At 70.9% G+C, this 12,997-nt stretch carries 14 protein-coding genes; 3 read left to right on the top strand and 11 right to left on the bottom strand.

The window, feature by feature from the left end:
• Positions 1-18: 18 nt before the first annotated feature.
• The 8 genes from era to hrcA are packed head-to-tail and all read right to left on the bottom strand — an operon-like array spanning position 19 to position 7,164.
• The gene (gene era / locus DEJ17_RS07515; RefSeq protein WP_110892795.1) at positions 19-957 is read right to left on the bottom strand and encodes a GTPase Era; all 939 of its coding nucleotides are present in this window, start codon (positions 955-957) and stop codon (positions 19-21) included.
• Positions 954-2,276 (bottom strand): hemolysin family protein, encoded by a 1,323-nt coding sequence (locus tag DEJ17_RS07510; RefSeq protein ID WP_110892794.1) that lies wholly within the window; start codon positions 2,274-2,276, stop codon positions 954-956. Before DEJ17_RS07510 ends, era begins: the two co-directional genes overlap by 4 nt.
• Before the next feature lie 3 nt (positions 2,277-2,279).
• Positions 2,280-2,741 (bottom strand): rRNA maturation RNase YbeY, encoded by a 462-nt coding sequence (gene ybeY / locus DEJ17_RS07505; protein WP_110892793.1) that lies wholly within the window; start codon positions 2,739-2,741, stop codon positions 2,280-2,282.
• Positions 2,738-3,880, bottom strand: a complete 1,143-nt coding sequence (locus DEJ17_RS07500) for a PhoH family protein (RefSeq protein WP_110892792.1) — start codon at positions 3,878-3,880, stop codon at positions 2,738-2,740. The genes ybeY and DEJ17_RS07500 overlap by 4 nt, the downstream gene beginning before the upstream one ends.
• The gene (locus DEJ17_RS07495; protein ID WP_017886673.1) at positions 3,870-4,223 is read right to left on the bottom strand and encodes a histidine triad nucleotide-binding protein; all 354 of its coding nucleotides are present in this window, start codon (positions 4,221-4,223) and stop codon (positions 3,870-3,872) included. The genes DEJ17_RS07500 and DEJ17_RS07495 overlap by 11 nt, the downstream gene beginning before the upstream one ends.
• Before the next feature lie 38 nt (positions 4,224-4,261).
• Positions 4,262-4,999, bottom strand: a complete 738-nt coding sequence (locus DEJ17_RS07490) for a 16S rRNA (uracil(1498)-N(3))-methyltransferase (RefSeq protein WP_110892791.1) — start codon at positions 4,997-4,999, stop codon at positions 4,262-4,264.
• Positions 4,999-6,111, bottom strand: a complete 1,113-nt coding sequence (gene dnaJ, locus DEJ17_RS07485) for a molecular chaperone DnaJ (RefSeq protein WP_017886671.1) — start codon at positions 6,109-6,111, stop codon at positions 4,999-5,001. Before dnaJ ends, DEJ17_RS07490 begins: the two co-directional genes overlap by 1 nt.
• Before the next feature lie 33 nt (positions 6,112-6,144).
• Positions 6,145-7,164, bottom strand: a complete 1,020-nt coding sequence (gene hrcA, locus DEJ17_RS07480) for a heat-inducible transcriptional repressor HrcA (protein WP_110892790.1) — start codon at positions 7,162-7,164, stop codon at positions 6,145-6,147.
• A 110-nt stretch (positions 7,165-7,274) separates the two neighbouring features.
• Between hrcA and DEJ17_RS07475 the strand changes: the two genes are divergently transcribed.
• Positions 7,275-7,748, top strand: coding sequence for a DUF4870 domain-containing protein (locus DEJ17_RS07475; RefSeq protein ID WP_309146738.1), 474 nt, complete (start codon positions 7,275-7,277; stop codon positions 7,746-7,748).
• A gap of 30 nt (positions 7,749-7,778) precedes the next feature.
• Here the strand turns inward: DEJ17_RS07475 and hemW are convergent, their stop codons facing one another.
• Positions 7,779-9,032, bottom strand: coding sequence for a radical SAM family heme chaperone HemW (hemW, locus tag DEJ17_RS07470; protein WP_110892788.1), 1,254 nt, complete (start codon positions 9,030-9,032; stop codon positions 7,779-7,781).
• A 28-nt stretch (positions 9,033-9,060) separates the two neighbouring features.
• Here hemW and DEJ17_RS07465 point away from each other — a divergent pair, with 28 nt between their 5' ends.
• Positions 9,061-9,753 carry an HAD family hydrolase gene (locus DEJ17_RS07465; RefSeq protein WP_181421101.1) on the top strand — a complete coding sequence of 231 codons (693 nt, stop codon included), beginning with the start codon at positions 9,061-9,063 and terminating at the stop codon, positions 9,751-9,753.
• Positions 9,754-9,775: 22 nt separating this feature from the next.
• Here DEJ17_RS07465 and DEJ17_RS07460 read toward each other — a convergent pair whose 3' ends face one another.
• Positions 9,776-10,423, bottom strand: coding sequence for a DUF1990 family protein (locus tag DEJ17_RS07460; RefSeq protein ID WP_110892786.1), 648 nt, complete (start codon positions 10,421-10,423; stop codon positions 9,776-9,778).
• 130 nt (positions 10,424-10,553) lie between these two features.
• Here DEJ17_RS07460 and DEJ17_RS07455 point away from each other — a divergent pair, with 130 nt between their 5' ends.
• Positions 10,554-11,051, top strand: a complete 498-nt coding sequence (locus tag DEJ17_RS07455) for a hypothetical protein (protein ID WP_110892785.1) — start codon at positions 10,554-10,556, stop codon at positions 11,049-11,051.
• A gap of 7 nt (positions 11,052-11,058) precedes the next feature.
• On the opposite strand, the gene lepA is transcribed toward DEJ17_RS07455, so the two are convergent.
• Complete coding sequence (gene lepA, locus DEJ17_RS07450) at positions 11,059-12,906, bottom strand: translation elongation factor 4 (protein ID WP_110860403.1); 1,848 nt, start codon at positions 12,904-12,906, stop codon at positions 11,059-11,061.
• Positions 12,907-12,997: the final 91 nt, after the last annotated feature.

Below are 12,997 nucleotides of genomic sequence, written 5' to 3'. Positions count from 1 at the left end.
GGTGCGCGCGGCGAACGGTCAGAAGCCGAGGCGTCCGAGCTGCTTCGGGTCACGCTGCCACTCCTTGGCCACCTTCACGCGGATGTTCAGGTAGACGTGCCGGCCGCCGAGCAGCGACTCGATCTCGACGCGGGCACGGGAACCGACGTCCTTCAGGCGCTCGCCCCTGTGTCCGATGACGATCGCCTTCTGGCTGTCCCGCTCGACGAACAGGTTCGCGAAGATGCGCAGGGGGCCGTCGGCGTCGTCGTCGGCATCGGGCTCGACGATGTCCTCGATGACCACGGCGAGCGAGTGCGGCAGCTCGTCACGGACGCCCTCGAGCGCGGCCTCGCGGATGAGCTCGCCGATGCGCTCCTCGTCGGTCTCCTCGGTCACCGCGCTCGAGTCGTACAGCTGCGGCGACTCGGGCAGCAGGGCCGTGATCACGCCGAGCAGGTCCTCGAGCTGCATGCCCCTGGTGCCCGAGGTCGGCACCACGGCGTCCCAGTCGCGGAGCTTCGAGACGGCCAGCAGCTGCTCGCCGACACGGTCCTTCGAGGTGCTGTCGATCTTCGTGACGATCGCGATCTTCTTGGCGCGCGGGTACTGGTCGATCGTGTCGTTGATGAACCGGTCGCCGGGACCCACCGGCTCGTTCGCCGGCACGCAGAACCCGATCACGTCGACGTCGCCGAGCGTGGACTGCACGAGATCGTTGAGTCGTTCGCCGAGCAGGGTGCGCGGACGGTGCACGCCAGGGGTGTCGACGATGATCACCTGGCCGTCGGGCCGGTGCACGATCCCGCGGATGGCGCGCCGGGTGGTCTGCGGCTTCGACGAGGTGATGGCGACCTTCTCGCCCACCAGGGCGTTGGTCAGCGTCGACTTGCCGACGTTCGGACGGCCGACGAACGAGACGAAGCCCGCGCGGTAGGGCTTGTCCGAGCCGGCCTGGGTGGTGTCGGTGTCGGTCATGCGTGCGTGGATCCCGTCGTGGTGGGTTCGGCGTCGTCGAAGGCGTCCTCGACGTCGGCCAGGGCGTGGGTGCGCTCGGCGAGCACGGTGATGAGGTGGCGACGCTTGCCCTCGACCCGGTCGGCGGTCAGGACGACCCCGGACACGGTGACGGTGTCGCCGGAGACCGCCAGGTGACCGAGCTCCTTGGTGAGCAGGCCACCGGCGGTGTCGACGTCGTCGTCGTCGAGCTCGATGCCGAACAGGTCGCCGAGCTCGTCGATCGGCAGTCGGGCGGAGATCCGCCAGACTCCTGGTTCGACCTCGGTCCGGTCGACCACGGCACGGTCGTACTCGTCGGAGATGTCGCCGACGAGCTCCTCGATGAGGTCCTCCATGGTCACGAGCCCGGCCACACCGCCGTACTCGTCGACCACCAGCACCAGGTGGTTCTTGGCGACCTGCATGTGCCGCAGGGTGTCGTCGGCGTGCTTCGACTCCGGCACGAACTCGGCGGGACGGAGCAGGCGGCTGACCCGCTCGCTGCGGGACCCGGGCCGCTCGTACAGCGACCGAGCGACGTCGCGGAGGTAGAGCACGCCCCGGACGTCGTCGCTGTCCTTGCCCGTCACGGGCATCCGGGACACCCCGGCGGCCAGGAACTGCTCCATGGCCGCAGCGAGGGTGTCCGCACCGTCGACGGTCAGCATGTCCGTCCGGGGCACCATGACCTCGCGCACCAGGGTGTCGCTGAACTCGAACACCGAGTGGATGAGTTCGCGGTCCTCGTCCTCGAGCACGTTGCTCTCGGTGGCTTCGTCGACCAGGGAGAGCAGCTGTTCCTCGCTCGACACGGTGGAAGCGCTCCGGCCGCGGCCGGGGGTGACCCGGTCGCCGATCCGGACGAGCAGCCCGGCCAGCGGACCGACCACGATGCGGACACCCCGGACGATGCCGCCGGTCGCACCGATCAGCCGCTCGGCATGGGCGCGCCCGACGCTGCGCGGGCTCGACCCGACCAGCACGAACGACACCGCGGTCATGATCGCGGCGGAGACGACGAGTGCGATCCACCAGCTGTCGAACGCGCGCACGAGGGCGACCGTCACGAGCACCGCTGCGGCGGTCTCGGCGAGGACGCGGAAGAAGTTCAGCGCGTTGACGTGCGCCCCGACGTCGTCCGCGATCGCCTCGATGGCGCGGCGGCGCTTGTTGCCCCTGGCGATCTCGTCGAGGTCGGCACGGGAGACCACCGAGAGTGCGGCATCGCTCGCGGCGAGGAGCCCGCCGAGCACGACGAGCCCCAGCGCCACCGCGAGGAGTCCGGCGACGACGACCATCGACTACCGCCCTCGGTGCTGGGCGGCGAAGGCGCTCAGGATCTCGCCCTGGATGCCGAACATCTCGGCCTTCTCGTCGGGCTCGGCGTGGTCGAAGCCGAGCAGGTGCAGGATGCCGTGGCAGGTGAGCAGCAGCATCTCGTCGGTGCTCGAGTGCCCGGCGGTCTTCGCCTGCTCCTCGGCCACCTGCGGGCAGAGCACGATGTCGCCCAGCAGCCCGGCCGGCGTCGGGTCGTCCTCGGTGCCGGGGCGCAGTTCGTCCATCGGGAAGCTCAGGACGTCCGTCGGCCCGGGCTCGTCCATCCACCGCACGTGCAGCTGCTCCATCGCGCCCTCGTCGACCAGCACGATCGCGAGCTCGGCATCGGCGTGGACGTGCATCGCGTCCAGGGCGAAGGCCGCGAGCCGCTGGATCGCGGCCTCGTCCACCTCGACGCCCGACTCGTTGTTGAGCTCGATGCTCACCGGTTGCCTCCTCGGGCGTCGTTCTGGGGGTACGGGGGTCGTGCGCGGTCCTGCGGCGGGCGCCCACGGCGTTCGGCGCGGTTGGCGCCGTCGGGGTTGCCGACCGGGGCGGTGCCACGGCCACCGGGGCGCTGCCCGGCCTGCTCGGCGAGGCGCTCCTCGTCGTAGACCGTGTACGCGTCGACGATCCGGCCGACGAGGGTGTGGCGGACCACGTCCTCGCTGCCGAGACGGGCGAAGTGGATGTCCTCCACCTCGTCGAGGATGCGGGTCACGAGCCGCAGCCCGGAGACGTTGCCCGGGAGGTCGACCTGGGTGATGTCCCCCGTGATGACCATCTTCGAGCCGAACCCGAGCCTGGTCAGGAACATCTTCATCTGCTCGGGCGTGGTGTTCTGCGCCTCGTCGAGCACCACGAACGAGTCGTTCAGGGTGCGTCCGCGCATGTACGCCAGCGGGGCGACCTCGACGGTGCCGGCCGCCAGGAGCTTGGGGACCAGCTCCGGGTCCATCATCTCGTTCAGGGCGTCGTAGAGCGGTCGCAGGTAGGGGTCGATCTTGTCCGTGAGTGTGCCCGGCAGGAAGCCGAGTCGCTCGCCGGCCTCGACCGCGGGACGGGTGAGGATGATCCGGTTGACCTCACGCCGCTGCAGCGCTTGCACCGCCTTGGCCATCGCCAGGTACGTCTTGCCGGTACCGGCCGGACCGATGCCGAACGTGATGGTGTGCTCGTCGATGGCGTCGACGTAGGCACGCTGCCCGTCGGTCTTCGGCCGGACGGACTTGCCGCGGCTCGACACGATCGGGGTGCCGAAGGTGTCGGACGGCTTGCGGTCGTCGTCGAGGATGCGGGCGGACATCGGGATGTCGGCCGGGCCGATCTCCTGCCCGCGCTTGACCATCCCGACGAGCTCGTCGACGAGCGCCTTCGCGCGGGCGACGTCACGCTCGGGGCCGGTCAGCGTGACCTCGTTGCCGCGCACGACGACCCGGACGCCCGGGTACTGGCGCTCGACCGTCTTGAGGAGACGGTCCTGGGGGCCGAGCAGCTGCACCATGGCGATGCCGTCGACCTGGAGCGAGACGGCGACGGGCTGTTCGTCGGCGGCGGTGGGCTGTACTGGTTCGTTATCCGGCAAGGGTGCCTTCCTGCAGTTCACCTGCGAGTACGTGCGCATGCACGTGGAACACGGTCTGACCGGCGGCTTCGCCGGTGTTGAAGACGAGTCGGAACTGGCCGTCGGCGCGCTCGTCGGCGATGCGCTGCGCTGTGGCGACGACGTGGGCCAGGAGGTCGGGGTCACCCGCGGCGAGCTCGGCGACGTTCGCGTACTGCTCGGTCTTGGGGACGACGAGCACGTGGACGGGGGCCTTCGGCGCGATGTCCTCGATCGCGATCACACGGTCGTCCTCGGCGACGATGGTCGCCGGGATCTCGCGCGCGATGATCTTGGAGAAGACGCTGGGCGTGCTGGTGCTCATGGTTCCATCGTAGGACGCGCCCGACGGCGGGGTCCGGCTCACCAGCGGCCCAGTCGCGCCTGCAGGACAGCCAGTGCCGCCGGTCCTGCGGTGGACGTGCGGAGCACGCTGTCGCCGAGTCGGACGCGGACGGCGCCAGCGGCCTCGAGCCGGTCGAGCTCGGCACCGTCGATCCCGCCCTCCGGTCCGACGACGAGGGCGATGTCCTCGGCGTCCGTGGGGGCCTGCCAGGTGGCGAGCCGCACGGTCGCGGTGGGGTCGAGCAGGACGACGGTGGTCGCGGCTCCGAGCGACGGCACGAGCTGCCCGGTCGTCACGAGCGGCGCCACGACGGGCACGCGCGGACGGATCGCCTGCTTCGCGGCCTCGTGCGCGATCGCGGCCCACCGGGCGCGGCCCTTCTCGACCTTCGCGCCGTCCCACCGGGAGACACTGCGCGCAGCCGACCACGGCACGACCCGGTCGACACCGATCTCGGTCGCCGCCTGCACGGCCATCTCGTCACGGCCGCCCTTGGCCAGGGCCTGCACGAGCGTCAGCGACGGGCGCGGTGCGTCCTGGTGCTCGACGGTCTCGACCGCGAGCTCCAGCGTGTCCTTGCCGAGTGCTGTGACCGGCCCGGACACCACGGTGCCCCGCCCGTCGGCGATCCGCAGGACCTCGCCGACCCGGACCCGCGCCACGGAGACCGCGTGCCGGCCCTCGGCTCCGTCGAGCGACACCGGACCACCGACGGCTGTGCCGTCCAGCGAGTCGACGAGGTACAGCGATGCCATCAGTGGTTGAAGAACCGGTCGCGGAGCTTGCCGAACATGCCCTGCTGGAACCGGGCGAGCTGCGGGGCCGTCGTCTTGTGCGACTTCGCGAGCTGCTCCACCAGCTGCCGTTCCTTGTGGGACAGCTTGGTCGGGGTGACCACCTGGACGCCGACCCGCAGGTCACCGCGTCCGTTCCCGCGCAGCTTCGTGATGCCGCGGTCCTTGATGACCAGGACGTCGGCGCTCTGCACGCCGGGTCGGATCTCGAGCTCGACCGGACCGTCGAGACCGTCGATCGTGGTGGTCGTGCCGAGGACCGCGTCGGTCATGCCGACCTCGAGCGTGGCCAGCAGGTCGTCGCCGTCGCGGCTGAAGACGTCGTCGTGGCGCACGCGGATCTCGAGGTACAGGTCCCCGGACGGGCCACCGGCCGGACCGACCTCGCCCTGGCCGGGCATCTGCAGGCGCAGACCGGAGTCGACGCCGGCGGGGACGTCGACCGGCACGGTGCGACGCGCGCGGACCCGGCCCTGGCCCTGGCAGGTCGGGCAGGGGCTCGGGATGACGGTGCCGTACCCGCGGCACGTGCCGCACGGGGCGCTCGTCACGACGTTGCCCAGGAGCGAACGGACCTGGCGCTGGATGTGTCCGGAGCCGCCGCAGATGTCGCAGGTTCGCGGGCTGGTACCCGGCGCACAGCAGGAGCCGTGACAGGTCTCGCACAGCACGGCCGTGTCGACCTCGACGTCCTTGTGGGTGCCGAAGACGACCTCGTCGAGGTCGACCTCGATGCGGAGCAGAGCGTCCTGGCCGCGTTCGGCACGGCTGCGCGGGCCGGACCCACGGCCGCCGCCACCGCCGCCGCCGAAGAAGGCGTCGAAGATGTCGCTGAAGCCTCCGGCGCCACCGCCGAAGGGGCTGTCGGCCTGTGGCCCGGCGTCGTACCGGCGTCGCTGCTCGGGGTCGCTCAGCACGTCGTACGCGTGCGTCACGTCCTTGAAGCGCTCGGCAGCGTCGGGTGCCGGGTTCACGTCCGGGTGGAGCTCACGCGCCAGGCGGCGGTAGGCCTTCTTGATGTCGGCATCGGAGGCGTCTCGCTGGACGCCGAGGACGTCGTAGTGGTCTGCCACGTATCCCTCAGTCGGTTGGGTTCGGTCGGTTGGTCAATGTTCGCCCAGGAGCTTGGACAGGTACCGGGCGACGGCCCGGACGGCTGCCATGTTCGTGCCGTAGTCCATGCGGGTCGGTCCGAGGACGCCCAGACGGGCCACCTCGCCTCCGGCCAGGTAGCCGCCGGCGACGATGCTCGTGGCGTCGAGTCCGTACTCGGCGTTCTCGACGCCGATGCTGGCCGCCACCGCGATGTCGTCCACCTGCATCTCCCCGAACAACCGGAGCAGGGTGACTTGTTCCTCGATCGCTTCGAGCACGGGGAAGAGACCGCCGGAGAAGTCCTGCTCGCTCTTCGCCAGGTTCGCCGCGCCGGCCATCAGCAGCCGGTCCTGCCGGTTCGCCGCGACCTGCTCGATGAGCGTGGCGACGACGACCCCACCGAGCGTCTGGGCGTCGGGGCGGAGCTGCTGCGGCACGGCTCGCAGCGCGGTCGGGACGTCCTGCAGCAGGAGCCCCACGGTCGCTCCGTTCACCACGGTGCGGAGTTCGCCCAACGAGCCTTCGTCGAGCGGGACGTCGGTCTCGACCACGCGCTGCTCGACCCGGGCGGTGTCGGTGATGAGCACCACCATCAGCCGGGCATCTCCGAGCCGGACGAGCTCGACGTGCTGCACCCGGGCGCGCACCATCGACGGGTACTGCACCAGGGCGACCTGGTTGGTGAGCTGACTGAGCAGCCGGACGGTGCGCCCCAGCACTTCGTCGAGGTCGTTCGGGGCGCCGAGGAAGGTCTCGATGGCGTGCCGCTGCGCACTGGACAGCGGACGCGCACCGGCGAGGTGGTCCACGAAGACGCGGTACCCCTTGTCGGTCGGGACGCGGCCGGACGAGGTGTGCGGCGCGACGATCAGCTGCTCGTCCTCGAGCAGGGCCATGTCGTTGCGGATCGTCGCGGCGCTGACCCCGAAGGCGTGCCGCTCGACGATGGTCTTCGACCCGACGGGTTCACGCGACGCCACGTAGTCGCGCACGATGGCCTTGAGGACCTCGAGGCTGCGTTCACTGACCACGAGCGCCTCCTTTCCCGATCGACCTGGCACTCGGACGTGTCGACTGCTGATCCTACGCCCGACCGCTGACGGCCCGGGACTTCCGGACGGTCGGCCGATACGCTTCCGCCATGACCTACGGACAGCAGCCCGACGGCCACGGACCCCAGCAGCCCGGCGGCCCCTACGGCCACGGCCCCGGCGGCCCCCAGCAGCCCGGCGGACCGCAGTACCCCGGCGGACCGCAGTACCCCTCCGGGTACACCCCGCCGCAGCCGATGCGTCCCGAGGACCAGCGGCTCTGGGCCACGCTGACGCACATCGGCGGCATCTTCTTCAACTTCATCGCGCCGTTGGTCGCCTACCTGGTCCTCAGGGACCGCGGCGGCTTCGTCCGGGAGCACACCCGGGTCGCGCTGAACTTCCACATCACGATGGGGATCGCCTACGTCGTCGGTTCGCTCACGTCGGTGTTCGGCATCGGGTTCTTGATCATCTTCGCCGCGGGCATCGTGTCGCTGGTCTTCAGCATCATGGCGGCCGTCGCCGCGAACCAGGGCCAGTTCTACCGCTACCCGCTCTCGATCGAGTTCATCAAGCAGTAAGCGGCGAGCACTCCGCAGCAAGCAGGCCCCTCAGCCGAGCAACTCCCGCACCACCGCGTCGGCGAGCAGGCGACCCTGCAGGGTCAGGTCGATCCGTCCCCGCACCGCGGCCGACCCGTCCACGAGTCCGCGTGCGATGAGGCCGGCGACCCGGCCACGGGCCTCCTGGCGGATCTCGCTCGTCGCGAGCTCCCCGCGGACCCGCGCCGCGAGCAGGAGTCGCTCGACGTAGCGCGTCTCGTCGTCGATGGTCTCGCGGCCGGCGGCCGGGGACTCCCCCGACAGCACCCGGTTCGCGTACGCGGCCGGGTGCTTGACGTTCCACCAGCGCGTGCCGGCGACGGCGGAGTGCGCGCCGGGTCCGACGCCCCACCAGTCGTGGCCCTTCCAGTAGGACAGGTTGTGGCGACTCGCGTGCGCGTCGCCGCGCGCCCAGTTCGACACCTCGTACCAGGAGTAGCCGGCGTCACCGAGCACCTGGTCTGCGAGCTCGTACATGTCGGCGGCCAGGTCATCGTCGGGAGCGGGGAGCTCGCCGCGGGCGACCATGCGGCCCATCGCTGTGCCGTCCTCGACGATGAGCGAGTACGCCGACACGTGGTCGGGCTCGCAGGCGATCGCGGCGTCGAGCGAGGTCCGCCAGTCGGCGAGGGACTCCCCCGGGGTCGAGTAGATGAGGTCGAGCGAGACGTCGAGTCCCTGCTGCTTCGCGAGGTCGACGACCACGGGGACCCGGAGCGGATCGTGCGTGCGGTCGAGCGTGGCGAGCACGTGCGGCACGGCGGACTGCATGCCGTAACTGATCCGGTTGAAGCCGCCGGCCCGCAAGGTCTCGAGCGACGCCGCGTCGACGGAGTCCGGGTTCGCCTCGGTGGTGACCTCGGCCCCGGGCAGGATGCCCCAGGTGTCGTCGATCGCACGGAGGATCATCGCCAGGTCGGACGCCGGCAGCATGGTCGGGGTGCCGCCGCCGAAGAAGACGGTCGACACCGGCCGCCGCGGCACACCGGAACGGTCGAGCACGGTCGCGGCCCACTCGATCTCGCGCACGGCGTGCCCGGCGTAGTCGTCGCGACGCACGCCGCGGAGCTCGGACGCCGTGTAGGTGTTGAAGTCGCAGTAGCCGCAGCGCACCCGGCAGAACGGGACGTGCACGTACACGCCGAAGGGCACGTCACCGGCGGCGGGACCAGCCCCCGGCCCGGCAGCGGAGCCCGCTGCCGCCCACGGCGTGATCAGGCCGTCCGCTGGTGCTGGATCGGCGATCGGGAGAGCACTCGGCATGGACTCCATTCTCCGTCATGATGGAGCCATGGAGCACCATCCCGTCCCCACCACGGTCCTGTGGGACATCGACGGCACCCTCGTGATGAACGCGTCGTCCCCGGGCAACCTCTACCACCTCGCCCTCGAGCGGGCGGTGGGCCGCGACCTCACCCTGCGGGTCGGGCACCAGCACGGCCGGACCGACGCCGGGCTCATCGCCGAACACGTGCGGGCCCATGCGTTCGAGGACACCCTGATCCCCACGGTCAGCCGGCACCTGCACGATCTGACGGCCGAACGGCACGCCTCCGGCGACCACCGCAGTCCCGTCCCCGGCGCGAAGGCGCTCCTGACCCGCTTCGCCGACCTCGGGTGGCGCAACGGCCTGCTCACCGGCAACTCCGAGTACCGCGCCCGGGTGAAGCTCACCGGCGCCGGCTTCGACCCCGACGGCTTCGACTGGGAGCACTCGTACTTCGGCGACACCGAGGTCGAGCGGGCCGGGGTCACCCTGCGCGCCGCCGCCGAACTGGTCGGCACCCGGGCGGTCATCGTCGGCGACACCCCGCGCGACGGCGAGGCCGCGGACGCCGCGGGCATCCCCTTCCTGGCCGTGGCGACGGGTGTCTACGACGTCGACGCGCTGCGCCACACGAACGCCGTGACCGTCGCCCGCGACTGCCAGCAGGACGCCGCACTCATCGAAGACGCGATCGCCGCCCTCCCGCCGCTCCGCTGAGGAGCGGGAGCGGGAGCGACGACTAGTCGCCCCGCAGCGCCGCCAGGTACTTCTCCGCCATCACCTTCTGCTGCCGACGCACGAACGGCGCGACGAAGCGCCACTTCGCGCTCGCCGGCTGCGAGAACTGCCGGACCTGCAGCCACACCGAGCCGTCCGGGGTGCGCTCGACGACGAACGACTCCTCGCCGGAGAGCGGGTGCCCCTCGAGCGTGCCGTAGGCGAACCCCTTGCGGTCGTGCTCGTCGATGATCGACACGACGCGCACCGGTGCCAGCACGGTCTGCCCGAACGCATGGATCGTCAGCGTCGCGCTGGTGCCCGCCGTCAGCAGCGGGGTGCCGTCCGGTGCGAACTTCTCGACCCGGGGCGTGCCGATGGACGCCGGGGCGATCGGCACGCCGTCGTCGTCGAAGGTCACCGGGTTGTACCGGACCTCGTCGTCGTCGGGCTGCTCCTCCACGCGCACGCGGACGCCGCTGCGCTCCTGGATCTGCCACGTCAGCGCCTGCACGACGGCGGTCTCGAACCGCTGGTCACCGTGCCCGATCCGCGCCCGCGACTCGGTGGGCGTGAAGCCGTCCGGCGGGTAGGTCATGAGGTCCGACGCCTGGGTCGCCCCCACCGCGCCGTACGTCAGGGCGGTCCGGTAGCTCCCGCGGATGCTCATGCCGACATGCTACTTGGGCGGGCCGCCCAGGATCGAACCGATCCGCGCTCACCTCCGGTGGATCGGCTCGCAACGGTGCGCCCCGAACTGGAGGCCCGACAACCGCCCGCCCCGCGGCTATCGTCAGCAGGTGCCCCGCTCCACCCCCGCCCGAGGGCGGTCCGTCGACCGCCGGACCGCCGTGCTCGCCGTGCTCACGCTCGTCGCGTTCGGCGTGGCGGCGACCGCCCGGGTGCTGGTGGACGTGACCACGTCGGCAGCCGCGTCACCCGCCCGGTACGCCACCGTCGTGCTCGCCCCCGAGGCGTGGAACGGCTTCGACACCGCGAACGTCATCGCCGCCGTCGGGGCGAGCTGTGCCGGCGCCGGGGTGCTGCTGTTCGGCGCCGCACTGGTGTCGGCGGTGCGGCAGCAGCGTGGCCGTCGGCTGCCGCTGGTCCTCGCGGTCGTGACGCTCGCGATGGTCGTCGGCGCCGTGGTCGCCGGGGTGGCCTCCGGCGAGCAGACCGACTTCGACGCAGCCGCGCACTGGGCCATCCTGCGGACCGCGCTGGCGGGACTGGCCGCAGCGAGCCTCCCGGCCCTCTGTCTGGCCGCGCTGCGGGCACGCGCCCGCCGCACCGGCTGACCCGGCGCTACTTCTTCTTCTCTTCGACGTCGCCGGAGAGCGCCGCGATGAAGGCTTCCTGCGGGACCTCGACCCGACCGATGGTCTTCATGCGCTTCTTGCCCTCCTTCTGCTTCTCGAGGAGCTTGCGCTTGCGGGTGATGTCACCGCCGTAGCACTTCGCCAGGACGTCCTTGCGCATCGCGCGGATGCTCTCGCGGGCGATGATGCGGGCGCCGATGGCAGCCTGGATCGGCACCTCGAACTGCTGGCGCGGGATGAGCTTGCGCAGCCGCTCGGTCATGAGCGTGCCGTAGGCGTACGCCTTGTCGCGGTGCACGATGGCGCTGAACGCGTCGACCTGGTCGCCCTGCAGCAGGATGTCGACCTTGACGAGGTCGGCGGCCTGGTCGCCGGTGGGCTCGTAGTCGAGCGACGCGTAGCCCTGGGTCTTGCTCTTCAGCTGGTCGAAGAAGTCGAAGACGATCTCGCCGAGGGGCATCTCGTAGCGGATCTCGACGCGGTCCTCGCCGAGGTACTCCATGCCGAGCAGGGAGCCGCGGCGCTGCTGGCAGAGCTCCATGATCGCGCCGACGTAGTCCTTCGGCGCCAGGATCGCGGCGCGGACCATCGGCTCGCGGACCTCGACGATGCGCCCGGTCGGGAACTCCGAGGGGTTCGTGACCTCGGTCACGGAGTTGTCCTCGGTCGTGACCTCGTAGATGACGCTCGGGGCGGTGGTGATCAGGTCGAGGCCGAACTCGCGGGACAGCCGCTCGGTGATGATCTCGAGGTGCAGCAGCCCGAGGAACCCGCAGCGGAACCCGAAGCCGAGCGCGACCGAGGTCTCCGGCTCGTAGACCAGTGCGGCGTCGGAGAGCTTGAGCTTGTCGAGCGCTTCACGGAGCACCGGGTAGTCGCTGCCGTCGATCGGGTACAGGCCCGAGAACACCATCGGCTTCGGGTCGGTGTAGCCGGGCAGCGCCTGGGTCGCGGGCTTCTGCGCGCTCGTGACGGTGTCGCCGACCTTGGACTGGCGGACGTCCTTCACGCCGGTGATCAGGTAGCCGACCTCGCCGACGGACAACCCCTTCGTGGGCTTCGGCTCCGGGCTCGAGACCCCGATCTCCAGGATCTCGTGCGTCGACTTGGTCGACATCATCTGGACCTTCTCGCGGGGCGAGATGGTGCCGTCGATCATGCGGACGTAGGTGACGACGCCGCGGTAGCTGTCGTAGACCGAGTCGAAGATCATCGCGCGGGGCGCCGCTTCGGCGTCGCCGACGGGGGCCGGCACGCGACGGACGACGAGGTCGAGGAGCTCGGGCACCCCGACGCCGGTCTTGCCGGAGACCCGCAGGACGTCCTCCGGCTTGCCGCCGATGAGCTGCGCGAGCTCGGCGGCGTACTTGTCCGGCTCAGCTGCGGGCAGGTCGATCTTGTTGAGGACCGGGATGATCTCGAGGTCGTTCTCGAGCGCCAGGTACAGGTTCGCGAGCGTCTGCGCCTCGATGCCCTGGGCGGCGTCGACGAGCAGGATCGCGCCCTCGCACGCGGCCAGGGAGCGCGAGACCTCGTACGAGAAGTCGACGTGCCCGGGGGTGTCGATCATGTTCAGCGCGAAGGTCTCACCGTCGAGTTCCCACGGCATGCGCACGGCCTGCGACTTGATCGTGATGCCGCGCTCGCGCTCGATGTCCATGCGGTCGAGGTACTGCGCACGCATTGCGCGGTCCTCGACGATGCCGGTGATCGACAGCATGCGGTCGGCCAGCGTCGACTTGCCGTGGTCGATGTGCGCGATGATGCAGAAGTTGCGGATCGCGTCGGCCGGGGTCGCTGCGGGCTCCAGCGGAGCGGATGCTTGTGGGCTCACGGTTCCTCAGGTGGGTCGGACGGTCGCAACAGTCTCCCACGCTTCACCCGCCCTGGAGGCACGGCGCGCGTCCGCCACGCACGAGACGGAC

It is taken from the genome of Curtobacterium sp. MCSS17_011, assembly GCF_003224275.1.
Taxonomy (GTDB): domain Bacteria; phylum Actinomycetota; class Actinomycetes; order Actinomycetales; family Microbacteriaceae; genus Curtobacterium.
Note: the sequence above shows the minus strand (reverse complement) of the source record. Positions and strands in the feature narration are given on the sequence as shown.